The sequence below is a fragment of the Paenibacillus rubinfantis genome, from assembly GCF_001486505.1.
GTDB lineage: Bacteria > Bacillota > Bacilli > Paenibacillales > Paenibacillaceae > Fontibacillus > Fontibacillus rubinfantis.
In genome coordinates this window covers 323,300-346,840 of the sequence record NZ_LN909064.1, presented here as the reverse complement: position 1 = coordinate 346,840, position 23,541 = coordinate 323,300, and the positions used below count along the sequence as shown (strand labels likewise).

The window sequence follows — 23,541 nt, the reverse complement described above, 5'->3', positions numbered from 1 at the left end:
TTCCCCTCCTGTCGAAAATAATGAAAAAGGATCGGGCGCAACAATCACCCGCCCGATCCCTACTCTTTCTTTAATTATTACTTATTGTTTGCAGCTCTCCAGGCATCGAGCTGAGCTTGGGCTTCAGCAATGACCTTGTCAAGGCCAGCCTCTTTGAATTTTTCGATCGCTTTCGGCAAGTAATCCGCCGGATCCACCGTACCCGTCATCAGCGAGGACCAGAATTGTTCCTTCACGTTTTGTACGGCTGCCATTTCGGTAGCTACTTTCGTGCTGTCGAAGTTGAAGCTCAGGATCGGCGAGTTTACGCCTTCTGCGTTAAATTTCTTGAATTGTTCCCATTTGTCGTCTGCATCGTTAGGGTTCAAGTACAGAAGCATGTTGTTACCCAAGGAGTAAGACGGCATGTCGTAGTTTTTCGATTCTGCCAGGTTTTCGTAATGCGTGTCATCCAGCTTGTTATAGTGAACGCCTTCGATACCGGAGTCAACCATGTTACGCAGCACCGGATCGGTGTTCAGCAGGTTCAGGAATTCCATCGCTTTCTCCGGATGTTCGGAGTTTGCGGAGATCGCCATGATCGAGCCTTGTACGGAAGTGTTCGTGATGATCGCGTCACTTGCCGGCGTGGAGACTACAGGGTAGCCATAGCTTGCGGACCACAGGTTATCCGCCAGCGGTTGAGTTTGCGCACGGTCCAAGAACCATTGACCGGAAGTCATCAGGTCGCTTGTGGAACCGGTTGTTGCTGCTTCAGGAGCAACATAACCCGCTTTGTAGTATTTGTGCATCAGATCCAGAGCTTCTTGCATTTCTGGGGTTTCCAAGATGTTTACGATTTTATAATCCGTCGTGTCCAGTTTTACCGCCATCGGCAGGTTCTGGATGATGTAATCATAAGGCACGTAAGGAACATAGTTCTTGTCCATTGCAAAAGGCGTTACGCCTGGTTCGTTTTCCTTGACCGTTTTCAAGATCGGCTCGAGGCTTTCCAAGGTACGAATGCTTGGGATGTCCACATTGTATTTGTCAGCCAACGCTTTGTTGAAGCGCCATACTTCTTGTTGTGGCAATTCTTTGTTGGCAGGGATGCCGTAGTTGTGGCCATCGACTTTGGAGCCTTCCAAGAAAGCAGGGTCGATGGTGTTTTTCAGATCTTGTCCATATTTCTCAAGCAGTTCATCCAACTCTAGGAACGCGCCTTTTCTGGCGTTTTGAACGTAGTCGAAACCGCCGGCGGAAGTGAAGACGATGTCCATCGGTTCACCGGAAGCCACGTTCACTTGCATTTTTTGCGTGTAATCGCCCCAGTCGATCATTTTCATCGTGATGGTCGCGTTGATTTTCTCTTTGGTGTACTTGCTGACTTCTTCCATAACGCGATCCACATCTTTTTGCGGCGTCCCGATCGTATACCAAATCAGGTTAACCGCTTCTTCCGAGTTGCCCGCTGCAGACCCGCTGTTGCTGTCCGCGTTCTTGTTGCCGCCACATGCGCTCAGAACAAGCACCAACGCCATCAGCGTAGCAAGGACGAAAGAAAAACTTCTTTTGTTTTTACTCATGGTGATCCTCCCTTTTGAAGCTCTTTTGTTTTGTTTAACTAACTTAACCTTACCGGATGAAAGCCGTTACAAAAAGAAGACAAACTTAAAAAATTGAGGTACAAATTAAAGAAAAGGACAATACCCCGGATTCAAGGAAAACCTCCCTTATTGGAAGGTAAAAACATCCTTGATCCAGGGTACCCATTCCCATCCTATCTAATGCAGCGCTTTAAAGTCGGTGGGGGAAATCCCCACATACTTTCGGAACTGCTTGTAGAAGTATCCGATCTCCCAGTATCCCACGTTTCGGGCGATTTCCTGCACTTTGAGATTGGAGTTTTTGAGCTGTTGCTTTGCTTTATCAATGCGATACTTATTTATATACTCCGCAAAAGACATGCCTGTCTCTTTATGAAATAACTGTCCGAGATACACCGGATGGATATGATATTGCGCCCCCAGCGTTTTCAGCGACAGCTCGTCGGCGTAATGCTTATCGATGTAAGTCAACACTTGATGCACGACCGGATTCTTGGCGTCCTGCAGCAGCGAGCCAACCGTTTCCTCCGCCAAGTTCTCGAGGCTTTCGATCATCCCCTGGAACGTTTCGCAGCGTTGGACACGCTGGAGCGCCTTTTTAAACAAATCGGTCTCTTCCGAATATTTGATATGCTGAAGCTCCATTTTAAAGCGGACCACCAGCTCTAAAGCCGCGTTCTGCAGATCCTCGGGGCGAATGCCCGCCAGCTGCTTCATCTGCTCGAAATCACGGCGCATGAGCTCCTTCAGCCCCTCCTGATCCTTGGCCAAAATCAACTTAGTATACTCGTCCCAAGCCAGCGGATAACCGCCCTCCAGCGTGCTGTCGCCAAGTCGTTCGCGTTCCAGCTGCTTGTATTCGATCGTCCGCCGATCGGGATAGATCAGATAATATTCTAGGGCGCGCTTAGCTTCCTTGTAGCTGAGGGGAGCTCCCTCCGGCAGCCGTCTCACGCTGCCCACGCCGATTTGGATCGACCGGTTCATGACGGACAGCTCCAACGCTAGATTTTCCATTAGCTCCGGAAACGTCCTTTTTTCCTCAGCCCCTTGGAGGAGAGAGCCCACGATCCCAATATCCCCGTCCACATCGCGAAACAGCGTCACGCCCCTCCGCTCCTTCAAATAACGTTCAGCCCGTTCAAACACTTCGGCGGAGTTGCCTTTGGTGCGCAGGGCGGCGGCGGCAACGTTGGGTCCCTGCAAATTCAGGCCCAGCAGCTCTGTCCGCTCCTCGAATTCGGCAGCAGCGATTTGCCCGTTTAGCCAGCGATACAGGGTGTTATCCTTCAAAATCTGGACATCATAGGCATCATACAGCCCGTCCGTCTGTACGCTGTCCAGCTTCTGCACGGTATTGCGGAGCGTCGACTCCAGCTCCTCCAGATTAATCGGCTTCAACAAATAGTTTTCGATCCCGAGCTTCATACCTTCTTTCAGATAATCGAACTCATTGAATCCGCTCAAAATGATCACCTTCAGCTCCTCATGAAGCTTCCTTGCCTCGGAAATCAACGTTAACCCGTCCATCACCGGCATCGAGATGTCCGTGATCAATACATCAACCGGCGTAGAACTCAGCGCGTCCAGCGCTTGCTGCCCGTTCCCCGCATGACCGACGATTTCCAGACCAAACTGCGGCCAGTCGACGATATCGTATAAGCCTTCGATGATAAACGGCTCGTCATCGACAATAAACACCTTATACATCTTCAACCTCCGTTCCTTCCCGATTGGGGTAACGTACGGTGATGGTTGTCCCAGCCCCCGGTACGCTGTCGATCTCAATCCCGTAAGCCGGACCGTACAGGAACCGCAGCCGCGTATGCACGCTTCGCAAACCGAACATTTGCCCGGTTTCCTCCTTCCGCTCCAGCTCCCGGCGGATTTCCTCCAGCCGGTCCGGTTTAATGCCTTTCCCGTTATCCTTCACCACGGCCAATAAGGTATCCCCGTCTTCCCGCACTTCGATCGTAATCCGGTTGTCAAACTGGTCCGTTTGAATTCCGTGCACGATGTAGTTCTCCACAATCGGCTGCAGAGTCAGCCTGACGAGCGACTTGCCGTACAACGCGGGAGCGGCTTGGATCTCATAGGTAAACCGATCCTTGTACCGGATGCGGAACAGCTCCAGGTACAAGCGGCAGGCTTCCAGCTCGTCCTTCAGCGTGTAGTTTTTCTTTTGCTGCACCATGCTCTTGAACAGGACGGACAAGCTGTAGATCATCTCCCCGACGTCCTTGGCGCCTTGGGAAATGGCCCGCATGCGAATCACTTCCAGCGTATTGTACAAAAAATGCGGGTTGATCCGCGCCTGCAGTGCAACCAGCTCAGTTTGATGCTGCTTGATCTCCGCTTTGAACACCCGGTCGATATACACATTCAGCTCGTCCAGCATCTCGTTAAAGCTCTTGGAGATCTGCCCCAGCTCGTCCTCCCGGACATCGGCAATCCGCGCCGTGAAATCGCCGTTGCGCACTCTCCGAGTAAACCGGATAATGCCCTGCGTCCGTTTGGCGAAATTGCTGATAAACAGCGCCGGGATCAGAATGGCGAATAAAATGCAAATGGAACTGATGGTCACAATCGTGTTGCGAAGCCCATGGTAGGTTTTGGCCAGCTCCTCTTTGGGGACGGTACTGAGCACCGTGTACCCTCCCTGGCTTTGCGTCAGCTTCGTGGCAATCAGCCCGTTGCCCAGTACCCCGGTGTCATACAGCGAGTTAAGCTGTTCGGTATAAGGATATTTTTGTCCATAATAGGTGCCCGAGGAATCAAACAACACGCTGCCGTCAGCGGACAGGATCAGGATCGATCCCTTCAATTCCTCTTGATACATCGCCAAGCTGCCCCACACCTGGTCTGTTTCAAAATAAACATCCAATTGCCCGATGTTGCGCAGCGTTAGCTTATTGTTGATCGGAATGCGAACCGAATACATCGGAATGTCCGGCAAACCCACTGTTTTGCGCACCCAAATGTTAGCTATTTCCACGTTCGTCCTTTCCTGCTGGGACATCACGTCGGGCACGAAGGACCGAGCCTGATTGGTCGGAATAATCTTAAATTGATTATCGCTGCCAAAGGAATACAGCTGCTGCAGATCCGCACTGTACAACATCAAGCTGCGGATGTCCGGATCGTCGTCCACCACGTTGCGGAAGTAGAGCACGGTATCCGTCGATGAATTATTTTCCATATAAAAACGGTCCAGGCGATAGTTCACGTAATCCTGATACGGATGTTCCAGAAAAAAAGAAGTATTCGACGCCAGCTCCTCGTCGCGATAGATGTCCCGAATCATAGCTTGCACGGATTCATATTTGCTGCCGATATAATCGCTGACGCTTTCGATCGCCCTCTTCTGGATATCCAGTTGCCTCTGCACCGCGGACTCGGACATAAACATGAACATCACATACGAAAACGTAATGATCGTCACAATGGTGATGACGGAGAAAAACAAGATGATCTTCATGAACAAATTGTTCTTGAAGTAGTTGCGGTAAATGTTCCGGATGAACATGTCTGTCTTCCCTCCTCGTGCAAGGACAATTATACCATGCCTTTCGGGCTAGATGGGATGGGGCTCTTCTTGGGTTGCCCACGTTGGCAACCGTGGCGGTAGGCTCCGGGCTGAACGTCCCGCGATTGTTGTAAAAGGTACAACATTTTAAGGCCATAAAGCGGCGAATGGGCTGAAATGTTGTATTTCCTGCAACATTTTCGGCTGTATCAGCCGAGTTTACTCAAAAATGTTGTACAAAATGCAACATTTGGCTATCGCGCAAGCCTTTGACCCTTCAATGTTGCATCATTTACAACATTTCCGAATGAAAAGAGCCCGTTCCTAATGAAGGAACAGGCGCTTCTAGTGGCGGATCGGCCCGGATCGGTCCGGATCGGTCTCGAACGGTGCGGATCCGTCGGGGGATCAACCGGGCTCAACCCCATCCATCCGGCCACTCCGAATCCGTCCGGATCATATCGAGCCAATCCGAATCATCCGAATCGAATCGAATTCATCCGAACCCGGCTCTCTACTCGCGGAACTCCTGCAAACCTTCGTTCAGCGAACGTGTTGCCGCATAAACCTGCTGGTACAGCTTGAAGAGGCGAGCGTACTTCTCCACGTTGGCCCGGATCGGCTCATACGTTTTGGCGTAGCCGATAAAGGCATCGGCGCATTCCTTCAGACTGCCGAACCAACCGCTGCCCACAGCAGCCATCATCGCGGCGCCCATCGCCGGGCCCTGCTCGTTCTTCAGCGCCACCACCGGCTTGCCGAAGATATCGGCTTGCATTTGCAGCCAGACTGGATTTTTCGCCCCGCCGCCGATGGAGATAACGCGTTCGACCTCGATGCCGGCGGCGCCGAACAGGTCAAACGACTCCTGCAGCGAGAAGGTGATCCCTTCCATTACCGCGCGGGCCAGATGCTCCCGGCGATGCGTGCCGGACAAGCCGATAAAGCTGCCGCGAATCACGCTGTCCGCGTGCGGCGTGCGTTCCCCAACTAGGTACGGGGTGAACAACAGCCCTTCCGAACCCGGAGCGATGTCGCCCACCGGCTTCAGCAGCTCGTCAAAGCTAAGCTCCGGTGCCAGCGATTCCTTAAACCAGCTCAAGGAATACCCGGCGGCCAGCGTCACTCCCATCGCGTAAAAAGCCCCCGGATGCGCATGGTTAAAGAAATGCACCTTGCCGGCAAAATCCTTGTTCTTGTCTTCTTCGTACGTCAGTACCACGCCGGACGTGCCGACGCTGCACAGCGCGTCGCCCTTGCGGACGATGCCTGCGCCCACCGCGCCGCAGGCATTATCGGCGCCGCCGCCGAACACCTTCGTGCCGGCCGACAGGCCGGACGCGGCGGCAAACTCCGGCAGCAGCGTGCCGGTGTTCTCGGTGCTGCCCACCAGCGGAGGGCAGAAACCGGCCGAGAGCCCGAATGCGGCGGCGATCTCCTCGCTCCAACGGCCTTCCGGCACGTTCAACAGCAGCGTGCCCGCCGCGTCGGAGATTTCCATTTGCACTTGACCGGTCATGCGGTAGCGCAAATAATCCTTCGGCAGCACAAACCGCGCCGCTTTGGCGAACAGCTCCGGCTCATGCTCCTGCACCCAGAGGATCTTCGGCAGCGTAAAACCTTCCAGCGCCGCGTTACGCGTAATGTCGAGCAGCTTGTCGCCCAGCTTCGCCTCGATGTCCCGGCATTGCTTGGTCGTCCGGGTATCGTTCCACAGAATGGCGTTGCGCAGCACGTTGTTCTGCTCATCCAGCAGGACCAAGCCGTGCATTTGGCCGGAGAAGGACACGCCTTCTACGTCTTCCGCTGCTACGCCGGTATCCTTCAATAATTGCTTCAAGCAAGCTAATGTCCCTTTGACCCATTCCTCGGGATCTTGCTCACTATACCCGGGGCGTTCTTGGATCAGCGGATAAGCGGCCGACGCCTCCCCGGCGATCTCCCCGTTCTGGTTCACGAGCAGCGTCTTGACCGAGCTGGTCCCCAGGTCAATGCCAATCACATACTTCATCGCGATACTCTCCCTTCGCATATCCCTTATACCAAAAAAGGGACGGCTCGCGTCCCCTTTTGGAAAAGTTGTTCAAAACCTGTCTTTACGCTTATTTCGTGCCGAAAATGTACTCGTTCAGGCGGGCTTTAACCAGCTCGAGGTGGTTCGACTTGTTGACGATGTGGCTGTGCTCCAAAGCGTAAGCTTCCAGCGTTTTGAAGTTAGCTTTACCGGAAACGATATCCGCGCCGATTCCGGATTTGAAGCTTGCGTAACGTTCATCAAGCAGGTTCTCGATAAATTTGTCTTCGATCATTTTGCCGGCTACTTTCAAGCCTTTGGCAAAGGTGTCCATACCTGCGATGTGAGCATAGAACAGGTCTTCCGGTTCGAAGGAAGTCCGTCTTACCTTCGCGTCGAAGTTGACGCCGCCGGAGCCCAATCCGCCATTTCTCAGGATTTCGTACATGGCCAACGATACAGCATACAAGTCGGTTGGGAATTCGTCCGTATCCCAGCCAAGCAGCATGTCGCCTTGGTTGGCATCGATCGAACCCAGCATGTTGTTGATGCTAGCTACGCGCAGCTCATGCTCGAACGTATGGCCGGCCAGCGTTGCATGGTTGGCTTCCAGGTTCAGCTTGAAGTGGTCTTGCAAACCGTATCTTTGCAGGAACGCAATCGTCGTTGCTGCGTCGAAATCGTATTGGTGTTTTGTAGGCTCTTTTGGTTTTGGCTCGATCAGGAATTGGCCTTTGAAGCCGATTTCCTTCGCATAGTCGATTGCCATTTGGAAGAATCTCGCCAGGTTGTCGAGTTCCAGAGCCATATCGGTGTTCAGCAGGGATTCGTAGCCTTCGCGGCCGCCCCAGAACACATAGTTTTCAGCGCCCAGTTCAACAGCGGTTTCCAGACCTTTTTTCACTTGAGCTGCAGCATAAGCGAATACGTCAGCGTTGGAAGTTGTCGCTGCGCCATGTACATAACGCGGGTTGGAGAACATGTTTGCCGTGTTCCAAAGCAGCTTCACGCCGGTTTGTTTCATACCTTCTTTGATCTTAGCAACGATGACGTCCAGGTTTTCGTTGGACTCCTTCAGCGTAGCGCCTTCTGGAGAAACGTCGACATCATGGAAGCAGAAATAAGGAGCGCCGATTTTCTCCAAAAATTCGAAGTTAACTTCAACGCGGGCTTTAGCCAGATCCAAGCCGCTTACCGTTTCCCAAGGACGAATCATGTTGCCTTGACCAAACGGGTCGCTGCCGTTCATCGTCAGGGTGTGCCAGTAAGCAACCGCAAAACGCAGATGTTCTTTCATCGATTTGCCGAGAACAACCTCGTTCTCATTATAATGTTTAAATGCCAGCGGATTGTTGGAACCTGCGCCTTCATACTGAATTTTGCCAATGTTCTTGAAATAACTCACCACGAATTCCTCCCAGACAGAGATTAAATTTAAGTAAGCCTTTACATCCTAGCGATTATAAGTAGCATGCCCACCGAATAATGGAAGCATGCCTTCTATATTTAGATCGTACCACGTTCCACTTAGTTTGTCTAGTAAACTAACAAAGTTATTGATTTCTTTCGTGTCATTTATGTTATGATGCGTATAGACATAAATTCGCCATGCCCCAAGGCATGGGTATAACGAGGGAGTAGAGCATGAAAATCACAGGCGATCAGCAGCTGATCAAAAAAATGAATAAAACCATCGTCCTGGATACGATCCGCCATCGTCAACCGTTGTCTCGTGCGGATATAGCCGCCGCGATCGGCTTGAACAAGGCGACCGTATCGTCCCTCGTCTCCGAGTTGATCGACAGCCAGATTGTGACCGAGATCGGCCCCGGCGAATCCAGCGGCGGGCGGAAGCCTACCCTGCTGCTCTTTAACCGCAGCGCCGGTTATGCCGTCGGCATCGATATCCGTGTAAATGATCTCCTGGCCGTGCTCGTTGACCTGGAAGGGCATGTCATTCTGGAAAAAACGGTACCGCTGGCCGACTTCACCCCGGATCACGTTCTGGACCAAATCCGCAAAACGATCCGCCAGTTTAGCAAAAAGCTTCCTGAATCCCCCTACGGCATCGTTGGGATCGGGATTGGGGTACCGGGGCTTGTCGATGACAAAAGCCGCGTGATCTCGGCCCCCAACCTGGATTGGAACCAGGTTGACCTGTACGAATCGCTGGCCGCCGAATTCGGGGCCAATCTTCATATCGATAACGAAGCCAATGCCGGCGCGATTGGCGAGAAGCTTTACGGTGCCGGCCGCGAGGCGCAAAATCTGATCTACCTGAGTATCGGGATCGGCATCGGCTCCGGTATCATCGTTGGCGGCGTGTTGTACCGCGGCACGTCGAACTTCTCCGGCGAGGTCGGACATATGACCGTCGCCGAGAACGGTCCGCTCTGCCGCTGCGGTAACCGCGGCTGCTGGGAGACGCTAGCCTCGGAGAAGGCGCTGCTCGACCGGGCCGCCAAGCTCTGGAACGATACGCATCCCGACCTGGAGGAGATTATCCGGCTGGCTCGCGATGGCGAGCCCCGAGCCGTTCAGCTCTTGAATGAAATCGGCGCTCAGCTTGGCGTGGGCTTGGCTAACTTGGTCAATATCCTAAATCCGGAGCTGATCGTCATCGGCAACCGCCTGTCTCTCGCCGGTGACCTGCTGCAGGATGCCATGCTCCAAACCCTGGAGAACCGCAGCTTGTCCTACCATCGGAAGAAATCCGGGGTAGCCTTCGCCAATCTGGGGACCCGTTCCACAGCGCTCGGCGCGGCATCCATGCCGATCACCGCGTTCCTCAGCGAACCGGACCCCGTCCCCGCCCAGGAGGGCCACACGCCGGCAGGACTTTAAGTTAAAACAAATAACCCGCAGGACCGTGAAATCCCTTCACGATCCTGCGGGTTATTTTATTTCGGCGGAGGCTGATAGCTTCGCAGCAGCTCGCGAATGCCGGCCTCCGGAAGCGGCTTGCTGATATAGTATCCTTGAATAATATCACACTTGGCACGCCGGACATGCTGCATCTGCTGCTCCGTCTCCACGCCTTCGGCAACGACCTGCAGTCCCATTTTACGACCGATCAGCACGATCGCCTTCGCGAGGGAGCGGTTATCGTCCTGTTCCGGCAAATGCTCGATAAATGTTCGGTCCACCTTCAGTGTGGTAATCGGCATTTGTTTCAACGATCCCAGGGAAGAATAACCGGTGCCGAAATCATCCAAAGCGATTTGAATGCCGTAGGCTTTCAGCTCGTTCAGCTTAGGGACAAGCGAATCCACTGTTTCCATAATCATCGATTCGGTTATTTCCAGCTCTAGACACTCAGGCGCCAGTCCTGTAGTCTCCAACACTCGCAGCACACTCTCCACGAAGTCGTCCTCCAGCAGCTGCACAACGGAGATGTTGACACCCATTTTAAAAGTCCCGAACCCTTCGTCCTCCAGGCGTTTGGCGAAAGCACAAGACTCCTTCAGCACCCATTCCCCGATTGGGACGATCAGCCGGCTGTCCTCGGCAATTTTAATGAACGATAAGGGCGATACGAAGCCGAGCTCCGGACTGTTCCAGCGAATCAGTGCCTCAAAGCCGCAAATGTGGCCGTCACGCACTCCGATTTGGGGCTGGTAGTGGAGGGTGAATTCGCCGCGGGCCAACGCTTGACGCAGATTCTTTTCCAAATGGACCCGATCATTAAACGCTTGCAAAAATCCGGGGTCAAAAACGACATACTTGCCTTTCCCCGCTTCTTTGGCTGCGTACATCGCGACGTCCGCGTTCTTGAGAATTTCTTCGGTGTTGCGGCCGTCCTGCGGATAGAACGAAATGCCGATACTGACCGACACAAACAGATCGCTGTCGTCGATCCGGAACGGTTCCTTAAAGCCTTGCAGCAGCTCGTCCGCCAGAGCCGTCGCCTGCTCCCTCTCCGCATCCTTCAATAGAATCACAAACTCATCTCCGCCTAGTCGGAACAACATGCCCGCATCCCCAATCAGGGAGGTTAAGCGGGAGCTCGCTTGCATCAGCAAACGGTCGCCAAATTTATGACCCAGTGTGTCGTTTATATATTTAAAATTATCGGTATCCACGAAAAACAAGGCCGCCTTGGCGTCTTCCCGGGAAACCAACGCATCCATCTCTTCGAGCAAATACAATCGATTGGGCAGGTCGCTAAGCGTGTCATAATAAGCGAGATGCCGCATGCGCTGCTGGTACATTTTGAGCCGGTGCACCTCGATATTCGAACCTACCATCCGGTAAGCGCGCCCTTGCTCATCAAACAGCGCTTTCCCCCGGCCCAGGAACCAACGGTACTCCCCGTCTTTGCAGCGAAGGCGGTATTCGCATTCGAACACTTCTTTGTCCCCTGCCCGTAAGGAGGCCATTTCCCCCTGGATCCTTGGGGAATCATCAGGATGAATCACCTGCTGGAGCATCTCGCTTGTGATCGGATCTTCTTGACGGTAACCCAGCAACTCAAACCACCGTGGAGAATAAAAGCGGCGATTCCGCTCCAAGTCCATCTCCCAAATGCCGCCGTTCGACGCTTCCGCCACGAGCCGATACCGTTCCTCGCTCCGTCTCAGCCTCTCTTGATTCTCCAGCAATTGATCGTAGTTCTCTCTCAATTCTTCCTGCGTGGCGGTTAATTCTAAATTCGCGAATTCCAGCTCCTGATAGCTTTGATGCAGCTTATTCTCGAATTGCTTCCGCTCCTCAATGTCCACCCCGGTCATGAGGAAGACGTCCGGATCGCCTCCCATCCCGGGAAGGACCGCCGTGCGGAACAAGAACGCCTTCGCTTTCCCCTGATACGCGCAGAACAGGTTGAGCTCGCGGTTATCGACGAAGCGATGGGACAGCGCTTGATCCAACAGCGGAATCAGCTCCCGGCAAGCATGCTGCAGCAACGGATGCTCCGTATAGGGCCGCCCAACCGCGTCCCCCTCCCGGATGCCCGTAATCGATTCGGCGTACCGGTTGAAGCGGACCGTTGTCCGGTCGCTTTGCACCGCCCAGATAAATAAATGGGTATGATCCAGCACTTCCTTGGAAAATCCCCGTTCCCCATGAATCGTGCGGCGCAAACGGACGATATACGCCCGAATTAGCCAATAACTCGTCCCCACCCCGCCGACCAGTAAGCCAACCATCAGGATAAGGCGGTTTCGCATCGCATTCGAGAACGAATCCGAATGCGTAAAGAAATATTTCAAGTAGAGCTCTTCATAAACTCCCGAGCGTTTCAGATCGTCAATACGGTCGTTGATGTAATGGACCAGTTCCGGTGTTTTTTTGCTGATTCCATAAGCGACATCGCGGGGATACAGATCCTCCAGCACCTTGTGAACCTCGCCGGTCATTTCTCGCTTTACAATCAAATAATCGACGACGTTCTCATTCTCAAACAGCAGATCGATTTCTCCCCGCTCCAAAGCAAGTAGGGCTTCTTCAACAGTAGGGTATGTACGGTAAGTAGCTATGCCGGCTTCCGATTGGAGGATCTCCTCGGAATATTGCCCTTTGCCCACGCCAACAGTGTATTGATTCAGCTCATCCTTCCCCAGACTGCCTCGGAAATCCTCTCTGGCATAGACTCCAACGTAGGTCCGCATCACCGGTTTGGAAAATAGGACATCCTGCTTCCGTTCCTCTTGAACCGCCATCAGTCCGGCCGTATCCGCCGATCCCTCGGCCAGTGCCTGATAAACTTCCTCCCAGCTCGAAGCGGAATATTCCAGCGTATAGTCTTGCTCTTTAAAGATCAGATGGGTTAGTTCCAGATCAAAGCCCATTTCAAATCCGTTCTGGCTGAATTTGTAAGGGGGATAGTCCAGCTCCGTCTGGTATCGAACCACCCTTCGTTCCGCTTCGACCGTTGCCAAGTCTAACCCCGCCATGATCAAAAACACGAGCATGCCTGCGATCAACAACATTCGGATCCGCTTCATATGCGATACACCCTTTACGGTAGGATAGGAGTGGGGTTACCCCATCGAATCGCGAAAATTAGCATATTTTGTTTCATCTTAACACAGTTATGCAGGAACCCATAGGCTAAATTACCCGGTAGCGAAAGAAAAACCAGTAAAAAATAGGTACCCCCAATACGGAGGTACCTACCATCAACTTGTGTTTATTTTGAAGACGATTCGGAAGAATCCTGCGCATCCAAATACGGCTTATTCGCGAAATAGTACATAAAGCCCATCAACAGCACCCCGCCAACCAAATTGCCGAGCGTCACCGGGATTAAATTGTGGACGACACCGCCAAACGAGATCGTACCCGGGTGGTCCAGCACCAAAGCGATAGCAAAGGTACACATATTGGCGATGCTGTGCTCATAGCCGGAAATAAAGAAGCAGAAGACGAACAGCATCATCGCAAACATTTTGGCCCCGTCCCCCTGCAACGCCATCGGGATGAAGAAAGCCAGACATACCAGCCAGTTACAAAGAATCGCCCGGAAGAACAACTCCGTGACCGGGGTAGCCATTTTATGTTCAACTACGTTAAGCAGGAAACTATTTACCGAGGCATCGGCAAATAAACCGGTCAAGTAGATTAACAAAGCGAAGGCTGCAGCCCCCAGGATATTGCCGATGTAGCTGAAAACCCAGAGCTTGGTGACATCCTGCCATTTCAGCCGTTTCCTTAAAGCTGCGTATGTATAGTAAAACGTATTGCCGGTAAAAAGATCGCCGCCGCCGTAGGCAATCAGGATAATCGCAGCGCCGAAAGTCAGAGCTGCCATCGGATAGGTTAGCGGCGAATGCTCCAAGTAGAAGTAGTTCCCGCTTTTGAAGGCAACAATCACCCCAAAGCCGATAAACATGCTCGCCAACATCGCCCGCGCGATATAACGGAGATGACTTTGTTTGAAAATTTTGTATTTCTTGAGTGCCAGTTCCTCGACTTTTAGCAGCGATTCTGTCTCCATAACGCCTCCCATTGTTCTGTCTGTTTTGTTTTTCGCTTAGCTTAACCGCAGTGAGCCCTTGCCATCCCGTCATTAGATGATTTATTCAAATTTTAGATTAAACGGTCTCGCCACTATTTACAAGGGCCGCGGAATTGTGCATAATAAAAAAAGGATTACTTGATAATGATTATCATTATTATCTTTTCGGGATCACCCGGGTTTATCCACCGAAAACGGCCAAGAGGAGACGAACGCCATGAGATTGCTATCCGCCCGCAGAAAAACAAGGCTGAACATCGATGACTATTTGGATCTGCTCAATCTTGCCGCCCATTTGGGCGACCAGCAGTGGCAAAAGGAGATCATCCGCAAGCTGGAAACCATGCAGTCTGAACTAACCGACGTCAGCCGATAGATAGGATCCACATAAAATGAGCGCGAGCTTAGGGAATGCTTCCCAAGCTCGCGCTTTTTTGCGTCTACTGATTTAGGTTTCCATTTGGATTGGGATCAGAGCCGTGCGGACAGCTGGAGCTCTTCCCCATGGGATTCCATGATTTCGGTAATGACCAGATCCGTTTTGCGCATGAGGTCTACTTCGTAAGGAGATCTGACGTTGGAGCCGTCCGCTTCGCGAATGATTTTGACCACCGGACGGTGCACCAGGCTGGAATCCAGGGAAGATACGATACCCAGTTGGCCATTGCTTAGCTTCACTAAAGAGGACAATGGGTAAATACTGATATTACGCAGATACGTCTGAATCAGTTCGAGGCTGAAATAACGATCCCCGGCGGCCAGCAAATATTCGATCGCTTCGCCCGGTGTGTAGGCCAGACGGTAATTTCGCCGCGAGATCAACGCATGGTAGGTATCGGCTATGGCGACGATCTGCGCATATTCATCGATCTCGTGATGCTTCAGCCGAGAAGGATATCCCGTTCCGTTGTAGCGCTCATGATGCTGCAGTGCACAGAGGGCCGAACGTCTCGATACGCCCTCCATATCGCAAAGGATTTGGAAGCCAGCCTCCGGGTGCCGCCGCAGCGCCTCGCGATCAGCTCCCGTCAAGCTGCCGTTCCGCCTTATCGTGTGGTCCGGCAGTTCGGTCATCCCGATGTCGAACAACAGCGCGCCAACGCAGAGGTCGATCATTTCCGCGCCGGAGTATTGGCCGGCGATGCCCAGAATCGCCGAATACGCCGTGACGTGGAAGGAATGCTCGAGCAGGTAAGGGTCGCTTTGCTGCAGGCGGATCAGACCATCCAACACTTGTTCATGGCTGGTGATTTCGTACAGAATATTGCGGAACATCCGGCGAAACTGTTCGTCTAGTTGAGGGGTAGACGGACGCCCAAAGCCCAGGTCGGAGTCGGCCAGACGCACGAGCATTTGCCGAATGTGCTTGCGCGCCTCGCGTTTCTCTTTCAGATCCTGAAACTTCATGAGCGGGCTTGTCCCCTGCTCGCCGTCATCTCGGAAGGAGCCCGCCGGCTCCTTCAAGCCGATCATGGCTGTTTGAATCCCCAGCTTCTTCAGACGGACGATGTGATTCTCGGTTAATGCGGTTCCCGCCCCAAGCATCGTCATCCCGTGTTGATTTAGTATAGGCTCGGCCAAAACGTCCCCTGGTTCGAGCATTCTGACATGAACCTGTCTCATGACTTCACCTCATTCTCTTTGCAGATCAGCTAGTTATGACGAACCTTTCGCCTTATGTCATGGTCTCTATATTGTGCCTTTCGGCCTATCCTTACTTCAGGGCGTATCTTCCTTTCTTCCTATAATAATTCAAGAAATGTAGTCCAGACCACAGAAATTTCCTGTTAGACAAAATAAAATTTATCATGACGACAGCAATTGAGACATTACCCCAAAGTATACTTTGTAAAGGCTTTTTTCGACATTACTATACAAAAAGTCACTATTCTATCTTAGGATTCAACGATATTCTAAATAATAATAGTTAAAATTTGAAGAAGGTGAGAGGAGGTGGAAAACCATGAATTCAACATCACACGAGTTTCCGGACACGGAACGAAGTACCCAATTCTTAGGTCGTGAGTGGGAGATGGAGATCTTTTCTTTATATCTAAAGCACTATGATAGCATGGAACGAATCATCAACATTTACGGCTCAGCCGGCGTTGGAAAAAGCGCATTAGCCGAGGAGTTTCAAAAGCTCGCTGTCAAGCAAGGGGCTACCGTAATCGAGCTAGACGCCGCGAGGTGCAGAACCACACCCGAAGAATTCAGCCGGCAAATCCTGTGCCAGCTTGGCTTATTTGACTCCCTTCCCTCCTTATCCGATCCCGACTTTATCATCAGAGCCGCCATTGAGGCCATCAATAAACAAGCTAAGCTTGGGCCAGCGTTCTTTTTTATCGATACGTATGAACTGTTCGAACCGATGGAGGATTGGCTGCGAGATTTTTTTATGCCGCAAATTAAGGACCGCTGCCTTAGCATCATTTCCGGCCGTAATCCGCTGTCTGGCAAATGGATGGGATGCCCGCTTTGGAAAGGCTTGATCTACCGGATGCCGCTCACGAACCTGGACTTTCATAGCGTTGTCGCCTATCTGCGGGGTAACGGGATCGTTGAGCCGGAGCAGATCTATCGCATTTGGAAGCAGACCGACGGTTTGCCCCTTAGGCTGGTCTCTTTGCTTAGCGGGCAAGATGGCGAGTTGACCATCCCCAGCTTGCACGAAGATAGCCTTCAAGGACGCCATAATGCGATCTCCTTCGGTTTATCGCCGGAGCATATGCCAAAGAGCAAACCGGAGGCTGCAATTTATGCCCGTACAGATTTAACCCATCGAGAGAAGGAGGTTGCCGCCCTGGCCGCCGAAGGGTTGACCAACCGCGACATCGCCTCCCGCCTTTTCCTAAGCGAAGTCACCATTAAGAAGCATATGCGGTCCATTTTTCAAAAGGTTGGTGCCAGCAACCGGACACAGCTGCTCAAGCTGCTTATGGATTAACTCTACCCATCAAATACCGGTCGACCTCGCGGGCAGCCAGCCGGCCCTCATGCATCGCCCAAACCACAAGGCTTTGACCTCTCCGCATATCACCGGCGGCGAAAATCCCCTCTACATTCGTTCGGAAATCGCCGAGTTTTGCCTTGACGTTCGTGCGTTCATCCTGATCCAAGCCAAGCTGCTCGGACAAAGCAAGCTCCGGTCCGACGAACCCCAATGCCAGCAGCACCAGATCTGCAGGAAGGACCTGCTCGCTTCCCGGCGTCTCCACCGGCACTCGGCGACCGTCGATCTCTTTCCACTCCACGCGAACCGTTTGAACTCCGGTCACTTGGCCTTGTTCATTCCCCAACAGCGATTTCGATGAGGTCTCAAAACGGCGGGGATCCTGTCCGAACAACTCGGCCGCTTCCGCCTGGCCATAATCGATCTTCTGCACCTTCGGCCACTCCGGCCACGGATTATCCGGTCGGCGAGACTGCGGAAGCTGCGGCATGATTTCGAGTTGGGTCACGCTCCTGCAGCCTTGGCGGATGGCTGTAGCAACGCAGTCGGTCCCCGTATCGCCGCCGCCGATGACCACAACATGCTTATCCTTGGCCGAGAGGAAGCGACCGTCTTGATGCCCCGAATCCAGCAGACTTCGGGTATTCTGGGACAAGAACTCCATCGCTTGATGAACGCCGCCCAACTCACGGCCCTCGATGTGCAGCTCCCTTGCTTGGGTCGCTCCGCAGCACAGCACTACGGCGTCAAACTCCGCGCGAAGCCGGTCGGCCGAAAGGTCCTTGCCGATCTCTACCCCAGGGATGAAGCGGATGCCCTCGGCGGCCAGCAAATCGACGCGGCGCTGAACGATTTGCTTATCCAGCTTCATGTTTGGAATGCCGTACATCAACAACCCGCCAATCCGATCCGCCCGTTCGTATACGGTCACGGCATGCCCGGCTTTGTTCAGCTGATCGGCACAAGCCAGCCCTGCGGGACCGGAACCCACGATCGCCACCTTCTTGCCGGTGGATGCGGCAGGAACTCGAGGTTGTATCCAGCCTTCCGCAAATCCGCGGTCGATAATGGCCCTTTCAATGCTCTTGATCGTCACGGGCTGACCGCTCTTACCAACGGTGCAGGCCCCTTCGCACGGCGCCGGGCATACCCGGCTGGTAAACTCGGGGAAGTTGCTCGTCTTGTGCAGGCGCTTCAGCGCTTCTTTCCAACTGCCGCGGTAGACGAGGTCGTTCCATTCCGGAATTAAATTGTGCAACGGACAACCGGAGGCCATACCCGACAGCAGCCGTCCTGCATGACAGAACGGGGTTCCGCAGTCCATGCATCGCGCCCCCTGCGTTCTTAGCTTCTCCTCCGCCAGCGGCACAGTGAACTCCTCCCAAGTGTCGATCCGCTCCTGCGGTCGAATTTCACCCGGCACCTCCCGACGATACTCCAAAAAACCGGTAGTTTTCCCCATCTTCAACCTCCTGATCTTAATGTCGCTTGCTTTCCCATAAATCGAACTGAAATTTTCAACGCTATCTCGCGTTATTGCTATAAAGCAGTAAAATATCTGGTTGCGCCTTCCCGGTTGTGCTTTAAATAAAGTTATGTTATCACCGGGAACAGACCGTTAAGAATGAGGAAGATCACTTTCGTGAAAAAAATTACAACCCTAGGTAGAAGGGCATGCGACTTTTGTCTTTTTATTCAGAAAAACCGATTGCCATCGGCACCATGCCGCATGTATGATGGGATTATAAGCTTTGACTTTGGCTATGATCGGACGCTCCCGTATGACGGACATCGTCGGTTAACTACATCTCAAGCGGTTCATTTCGAGGAGGCTTTATATTGTGGAAGACGACCAGACAAGCGCCTTATTCCGACCCGAATCCATGCTCACTGCCTCAGCCCTGCTGCGCGCCATCGATATGATGGGCGTCGGACTCGCTATTACGGACCCCAATCTGGAGGACAATCCTCTGGTTTACGTCAACCAAGGGTTTGAGCTTCTTACCGGATATAGACGCGAGGAAGTCTTAAATCGGAATTGCCGGTTTCTTCAGGGAGAAGAGACGAACAAGGAACACCTTGACGTTATTCGGAAAGCGGTGAAGGAGAACGGCTCCGCTACGGTAACGATTAAGAATTACCGGAAGGACGGCAGTACCTACTGGAACCAATTTGTGATCAGCCCGATCATGGATTCTGCGGGCCATCCCCTCTATTTTATCGGGCTTCAGTTTGACGTGACCCGGGAAGTAGAGCTGCAGCAGGCCTCAACAGAACGTCTCCGCCTGTTATCCCATTTCGATCCGGTCACCCATCTGCTGAATTCCAATCGTTTCAAGGAATTGATGCATGCTGAGCTTCGATCGGCCCAAGCTGAGAATACAACGGCCGCCGTCATCTGCATCAACTTGAACCGGTTTCGGCATATCAACGAGAGCTATGGCGAGAGCGACGGCAATAAACTGCTTCGACAAGTCGCGGACAGGCTGCGCCGTGCATTCCCAGATGGAACCTCGATGTGTCGCAACTTTGCAGATGAATTTTTCGTGCTGGTGTCGAACGTGTCCGACCCTTTGTTTATACATACGCTCGCTCTTGATTTGAATACCGCATTACAAGAGCCTTATACGCTTTCCGGCGAAACGTTCCATGTCAGCTTCGGGATGGGGATCAGCCTCTATCCTGACGACGGCTCCGACGTGAACCAACTGCTGCAGCACGCCGAAATGGCGATGAAGGAAGCGAAGAAGGAAGCGTTGGAAGGCCCGCATTACTTTGATTATTATTTGATGGACCGACTGATGGCCCAATTGACCTTAGAGAAGAAGATGATTCGAGCGCTGGCCACCGGGCAGTTCGAGCTGCACTTCCAGCCTAAAATCGATGCCTCCACCGAGCAGCTAACCGGCTTTGAAGCCTTGATTCGCTGGAACGACCCGGTGCAGGGATACATCCCGCCGGTCTCTTTTATCCCCATCGCCGAAGATAACGGGTTTATCGTGGAGTTGGGAAAATGGGTCCTGCTGGAAGCTTGCAGAATGAACAAGCGGTGGCAGGATGCCGGTTTTCCGAAGCTGCCGATGTCCGTTAACGTCTCGGCCGTGCAGTTTAAGCATCCGCACTTCTTGCGCACGGTTGAACAGGTGCTGGCCGAAACGGGCCTCGCTCCGCAATACCTGGAGCTGGAAGTGACCGAATCGCTGCTGAACGATCATGTGCTGATCAAGGATACCTTAACTGCCTTACAGGAACGCGGCATCTCGCTGTCCGTGGACGATTTCGGGACGGGGTATTCTTCCATTCATTACTTGAAATCCCTCCCGGTTCAGGTACTGAAGATCGACCGCACCTTTGTGCAGGAAACGCCGTGCTCCGAACGCGACAACTCGCTGCTGCGTTCCATCATCCAGTTAGGGAAATCGCTGGGGATGACCGTGTTGGCCGAAGGCGTCGAAACGAAAGCTCAATTCGAATTCCTGCAGCAAAACGGCTGCGATCAAATTCAAGGATACTATTACAGTCGTCCGCTGAACGCGGAAGCGATCGTGGGGTTGCTGAAATCGAGTTAATCCCCGCTGCGAAAATCGTGATCCGACGAAGGAGACCTCTTATTGCCCAAAGGGTAGAAGTAAAAAAACAGCAACGCCAGCAGCAGCGCCGCAGCCGGTATCCCGCTAAGCATCCATCGGATGCCGATTGCGGCCGATGCCGGCTGTTCGTTTAGGCCGGCGTCATACCCGCTCACCTCCAGAATCAGGCCCATACAGGCGGCTTGCAGCGATACCCCCCATCGGACGATAAATCCGTTCATACCGAAGTACATGCCTTCCCGGCGTGCGCCGGTACGCCGCTCGTCCTCGTCGATCACCTCGGACAACATGACGTCGAGCAACACCAGCAATCCGGCTAGCCCGACGCCTACGGCAGCGGCGGTGGCGATCGCACTTCCCTCCTGCGTGATCCAGCCGAACGGCAGCAAAGCCGCCGCATAACAAACAACGGCCGTTAGTACCCCACGCCGGGCTCCATACTTGGCCGTCATTCGCCCCCATAGGAAAACGCATGGAATCGCAGACAGAAAGATCGCCCCTAACAGCAAGGTGTTAAAGCTCTCCTCACGACCCAACACATATTTGGTATAAAAGGGAATCCCCGCCGGCAGCAGCGCAAACGTAAATTGCACCAGGAAGCTGCCGGTGACGTAGAATACAAACGCTCGGTTCCCTAACGTATGCCCAACCGCTGCGGTCAGACGAAATGTCGTTCGGGGGACGTTGGGATTTTCCCAGCTTCCCCAGAGGGAGAAGGCTAGGAATAGGGCTGATAACGCCGCAAAGATCCCCCCCATCGCCCCCCAACCGATTTGCGCATAGAGCAGCGGCGGAATAGCTACGCCAACGATCATGCCCACGATCCCCAACATCTGCCGCCAGGACGATACGTACGCGCGGTCCTTCATGCTTTGGAACATCTCCGGGAATAAAGCGGAGTAGTTCAGCACCACTAACACGAACAACCCATCGTACAGCATCACGGTTCCGATAAAATAGAGAAAAGCCCCGTCCCCGGACGCCGGCGGTATCCACAACAGAGCAAACGCCGCGGCCAACGGGACCAGGCCAAACCCGATATAGGGGAGCCGTCTGCCGAACCGTGACCGGGTCCGATCGGACAGATGGCCAAACAGCGGGTTCAACACGGCATTCAACACGCCGTGAAAAACCATCGCCAAGCTGATCCAGGCCGGCCGGACCCCCAGGATGTCAACGTAATAGTAGACAAGATAGGTAGCAAAAGCCTGCGACATCAAATTGACCGCCAAATTGCCTGAACTGTAAGCCACCTTTTGAAGCTCCGATCGGGTTCCCGGATTTACGGTTCGCCTCATCCGCCTTGCCCCCTTCATTTGAAAGCCGTTCGACTCGTTAAGACCGTTGTTGCTGCTGCAACTGCTGCAGGTCCTTCCAGCGGATCATCTCGATGCCTTCCGCCGCCAGGACCGCCTTAATCTCCGGATCGCGGAAGAGCTGATAATCCCAATGCCTTTTTTCCCACTCCGGATGGATCGCTTTCAGCTCTTCCGTCGCGAGCGCAGGGTGGATGATCATTTCGGAAACGCCGGGACGCAGCGCCCGGAGGACGTCAATCATCTCCCGCTTGTAGCTTTCGTACGTTTCGCCCGGCTGCTTGCCAAAAGGCAGCCCGATGAGATCATCGAGGAGAATGACGCCCATCCGGTCAGCCAGTTCGGTGACCTGTCGGACTAGAGTAGCCGCCTCCGGCGGCAATTTGCCTATCTGAGGCAACGAACGCGGCAAGCGAAACGGCAAGCCATAGTCCGCACAAATTTCAAATGTTACGTCGAGGAAATGGTTGCCGGTGGACAAGCCGTACAAGCTGCCCATGTGGTTGTCAAGGTGCGTAGGCGCAAGACCTAACGCCAGCGCTGTCTCCACCTGATTGATCATTTCCAGGCGCACCTGCGGCCGGCTGGCCTGCAATTCGAAGCGGGTTACGTCCCCGGGAAAATAACCCTCTTCCGTGACCAACGTCCGCACGTCTCCATCCCGGGTGACCGGCCCCCATTTATATCCGCTCCATTCGCTGGTAAACGTCAAATGGACCCCGACGTCATATTCGGGATTGGCAACGCTCCAGGCCGCAGCCTCCTTGGCCCAGCCACAAGGGACCATCACTGTAGCCGACGACACTGCCCCTTCCTGAAGCAGCTGGATAATCGCCGCATTTTCCGCATGACACATCCCGAAATCATCCGCATTGACGATCAACAATTTCGCGTCCTTTTCATACCCCAATCGCTCTGCCAGTGTCATCCGTCATCTCCTCCGTTTCCGCTCATGGTTAAAGATTCTTTTGATTAAAACGCTTACATAACTCGTGAGTTCAAACCAAAGCCGTTTCTTCGGTTTATGGGTATAGCTCCGAGTTCCGATTAATGACAAACGTATCGCAGATCCAGTCATGCAGGCCGCGTTTCTCCGCGCTAAAGGCGATCATGATGTACCCGATGAATAAGACCAATGCGGATAAAATTTGGGCAAAATATCTGCAAAGCGACCGTAACACGGAGATTCGATCCCCATTCGCATCCACGATCTTGGCCCCCACTGCCAGCTTCCCGACCGTGCCTTGCCAAGCCGTGGCCGGAAGAATCACGAAGTACAGCAGATCGAGCAGCCTTTGCGAAAAATCGGGGAGGGGAAGGACCCAATCGACCACCGTCAAAAGAAGTGCATCGATAAAACAAGCGAGTACCCTTCTCCAGAAACCGACATATACCGGGGTAGGATCCCGGTAGATCATTTCCCTCCGTTCATCCCGTTCCGGCCTAGGCGGCTCCTGATAATTCGGCCCGTATTGATACAGCAACGTTTGTGCCATGTACTCCAAATCCTTTCTTCGATCGATGGATCTACTCCATGTTTATGTAAGAAACCCAGCCACTAATTCCCTAGAATGTAATTTTCGCGCTAGCCCAAGGAA

Annotated in this window: 16 protein-coding genes; 4 read left to right on the top strand and 12 right to left on the bottom strand. The window is 53.1% G+C overall.

Translation table 11 applies throughout. The features are described from left to right. Window positions 1–77: 77 nt before the first annotated feature. The 5 genes from BN3277_RS09835 to xylA form a co-directional block, all read right to left on the bottom strand. Window positions 78–1,565: an ABC transporter substrate-binding protein gene (locus BN3277_RS09835; RefSeq protein ID WP_059042157.1), complete on the bottom strand. Its 1,488-nt coding sequence runs from the start codon at window positions 1,563–1,565 to the stop codon at window positions 78–80. A 198-nt stretch (window positions 1,566–1,763) separates the two neighbouring features. Continuing rightward, window positions 1,764–3,296 carry a response regulator transcription factor gene (locus tag BN3277_RS09830; RefSeq protein WP_059042155.1) on the bottom strand — a complete coding sequence of 511 codons (1,533 nt, stop codon included), beginning with the start codon at window positions 3,294–3,296 and terminating at the stop codon, window positions 1,764–1,766. Next, the gene (locus tag BN3277_RS09825) at window positions 3,289–5,112 is read right to left on the bottom strand and encodes a sensor histidine kinase (protein ID WP_059042153.1); all 1,824 of its coding nucleotides are present in this window, start codon (window positions 5,110–5,112) and stop codon (window positions 3,289–3,291) included. Before BN3277_RS09825 ends, BN3277_RS09830 begins: the two co-directional genes overlap by 8 nt. Window positions 5,113–5,626: 514 nt before the next feature. Continuing rightward, entirely contained in the window at window positions 5,627–7,123 is a 1,497-nt protein-coding gene (gene xylB, locus BN3277_RS09820; protein ID WP_059042151.1) for a xylulokinase, read from the bottom strand. Window positions 7,124–7,214: 91 nt separating this feature from the next. Further along, the gene (gene xylA / locus BN3277_RS09815; protein WP_059042149.1) at window positions 7,215–8,531 is read right to left on the bottom strand and encodes a xylose isomerase; all 1,317 of its coding nucleotides are present in this window, start codon (window positions 8,529–8,531) and stop codon (window positions 7,215–7,217) included. A 239-nt stretch (window positions 8,532–8,770) separates the two neighbouring features. Between xylA and BN3277_RS09810 the strand changes: the two genes are divergently transcribed. Then, window positions 8,771–9,970 carry an ROK family transcriptional regulator gene (locus BN3277_RS09810; protein ID WP_059042148.1) on the top strand — a complete coding sequence of 400 codons (1,200 nt, stop codon included), beginning with the start codon at window positions 8,771–8,773 and terminating at the stop codon, window positions 9,968–9,970. 56 nt (window positions 9,971–10,026) lie between these two features. Here the strand turns inward: BN3277_RS09810 and BN3277_RS09805 are convergent, their stop codons facing one another. Further along, a complete protein-coding gene (locus BN3277_RS09805; protein WP_059042146.1) occupies window positions 10,027–13,071 on the bottom strand; it encodes an EAL domain-containing protein in 3,045 nt (1,014 codons plus the stop codon). Between the two features lie 185 nt (window positions 13,072–13,256). Continuing rightward, complete coding sequence (locus tag BN3277_RS09800; RefSeq protein ID WP_059042144.1) at window positions 13,257–14,063, bottom strand: formate/nitrite transporter family protein; 807 nt, start codon at window positions 14,061–14,063, stop codon at window positions 13,257–13,259. Between the two features lie 238 nt (window positions 14,064–14,301). Between BN3277_RS09800 and BN3277_RS25515 the strand changes: the two genes are divergently transcribed. Continuing rightward, window positions 14,302–14,460, top strand: coding sequence for a hypothetical protein (locus tag BN3277_RS25515; RefSeq protein WP_157688707.1), 159 nt, complete (start codon window positions 14,302–14,304; stop codon window positions 14,458–14,460). 95 nt (window positions 14,461–14,555) lie between these two features. Here the strand turns inward: BN3277_RS25515 and BN3277_RS09795 are convergent, their stop codons facing one another. After that, the gene (locus tag BN3277_RS09795) at window positions 14,556–15,707 is read right to left on the bottom strand and encodes an HD-GYP domain-containing protein (RefSeq protein ID WP_082691403.1); all 1,152 of its coding nucleotides are present in this window, start codon (window positions 15,705–15,707) and stop codon (window positions 14,556–14,558) included. A gap of 340 nt (window positions 15,708–16,047) precedes the next feature. On the opposite strand from BN3277_RS09795, the gene BN3277_RS25510 reads away from it, so the two are divergent. Next, window positions 16,048–17,031, top strand: a complete 984-nt coding sequence (locus BN3277_RS25510; protein WP_059042140.1) for a helix-turn-helix transcriptional regulator — start codon at window positions 16,048–16,050, stop codon at window positions 17,029–17,031. On the opposite strand, the gene BN3277_RS09785 is transcribed toward BN3277_RS25510, so the two are convergent. Then, the gene (locus tag BN3277_RS09785) at window positions 17,021–18,499 is read right to left on the bottom strand and encodes a glutamate synthase subunit beta (protein WP_059042139.1); all 1,479 of its coding nucleotides are present in this window, start codon (window positions 18,497–18,499) and stop codon (window positions 17,021–17,023) included. The two genes, BN3277_RS25510 and BN3277_RS09785, sit on opposite strands and share 11 nt — an antisense overlap. Window positions 18,500–18,878: 379 nt before the next feature. Here BN3277_RS09785 and BN3277_RS09780 point away from each other — a divergent pair, with 379 nt between their 5' ends. Then, a complete protein-coding gene (locus BN3277_RS09780; protein WP_059042137.1) occupies window positions 18,879–20,606 on the top strand; it encodes a putative bifunctional diguanylate cyclase/phosphodiesterase in 1,728 nt (575 codons plus the stop codon). Here the strand turns inward: BN3277_RS09780 and BN3277_RS09775 are convergent. The 3 genes from BN3277_RS09775 to BN3277_RS09765 form a co-directional block, all read right to left on the bottom strand. Then, window positions 20,603–21,925, bottom strand: coding sequence for an MFS transporter (locus tag BN3277_RS09775; protein ID WP_059042134.1), 1,323 nt, complete (start codon window positions 21,923–21,925; stop codon window positions 20,603–20,605). The genes BN3277_RS09780 and BN3277_RS09775 overlap by 4 nt on opposite strands. A 37-nt stretch (window positions 21,926–21,962) precedes the next feature. After that, the gene (locus BN3277_RS09770) at window positions 21,963–22,871 is read right to left on the bottom strand and encodes a polysaccharide deacetylase family protein (protein ID WP_059042133.1); all 909 of its coding nucleotides are present in this window, start codon (window positions 22,869–22,871) and stop codon (window positions 21,963–21,965) included. A gap of 94 nt (window positions 22,872–22,965) precedes the next feature. Beyond that, window positions 22,966–23,439 carry an RDD family protein gene (locus tag BN3277_RS09765; protein WP_059042131.1) on the bottom strand — a complete coding sequence of 158 codons (474 nt, stop codon included), beginning with the start codon at window positions 23,437–23,439 and terminating at the stop codon, window positions 22,966–22,968. Window positions 23,440–23,541: the final 102 nt, after the last annotated feature.

What these genes read in the sequence shown, in the direction of transcription:
- xylB (WP_059042151.1), bottom strand. Translation starts at nt 7,123, where the DNA reads ATGAAGTATGTGATTGGCATTGACCTGGGGACCAGCTCGGTCAAGACG.
- BN3277_RS09785 (WP_059042139.1), bottom strand. Translation starts at nt 18,499, where the DNA reads ATGGGGAAAACTACCGGTTTTTTGGAGTATCGTCGGGAGGTGCCGGGT.
- BN3277_RS09770 (WP_059042133.1), bottom strand. Translation starts at nt 22,871, where the DNA reads ATGACACTGGCAGAGCGATTGGGGTATGAAAAGGACGCGAAATTGTTG.
- BN3277_RS09765 (WP_059042131.1), bottom strand. Translation starts at nt 23,439, where the DNA reads ATGGCACAAACGTTGCTGTATCAATACGGGCCGAATTATCAGGAGCCG.
- BN3277_RS09830 (WP_059042155.1), bottom strand. Translation starts at nt 3,296, where the DNA reads ATGTATAAGGTGTTTATTGTCGATGACGAGCCGTTTATCATCGAAGGC.
- BN3277_RS09810 (WP_059042148.1), top strand. Translation starts at nt 8,771, where the DNA reads ATGAAAATCACAGGCGATCAGCAGCTGATCAAAAAAATGAATAAAACC.
- BN3277_RS25510 (WP_059042140.1), top strand. Translation starts at nt 16,048, where the DNA reads ATGAATTCAACATCACACGAGTTTCCGGACACGGAACGAAGTACCCAA.
- BN3277_RS09805 (WP_059042146.1), bottom strand. Translation starts at nt 13,071, where the DNA reads ATGAAGCGGATCCGAATGTTGTTGATCGCAGGCATGCTCGTGTTTTTG.
- BN3277_RS09800 (WP_059042144.1), bottom strand. Translation starts at nt 14,063, where the DNA reads ATGGAGACAGAATCGCTGCTAAAAGTCGAGGAACTGGCACTCAAGAAA.
- BN3277_RS09775 (WP_059042134.1), bottom strand. Translation starts at nt 21,925, where the DNA reads ATGAGGCGAACCGTAAATCCGGGAACCCGATCGGAGCTTCAAAAGGTG.
- BN3277_RS09795 (WP_082691403.1), bottom strand. Translation starts at nt 15,707, where the DNA reads ATGAGACAGGTTCATGTCAGAATGCTCGAACCAGGGGACGTTTTGGCC.
- BN3277_RS09825 (WP_059042153.1), bottom strand. Translation starts at nt 5,112, where the DNA reads ATGTTCATCCGGAACATTTACCGCAACTACTTCAAGAACAATTTGTTC.
- BN3277_RS09835 (WP_059042157.1), bottom strand. Translation starts at nt 1,565, where the DNA reads ATGAGTAAAAACAAAAGAAGTTTTTCTTTCGTCCTTGCTACGCTGATG.
- BN3277_RS25515 (WP_157688707.1), top strand. Translation starts at nt 14,302, where the DNA reads ATGAGATTGCTATCCGCCCGCAGAAAAACAAGGCTGAACATCGATGAC.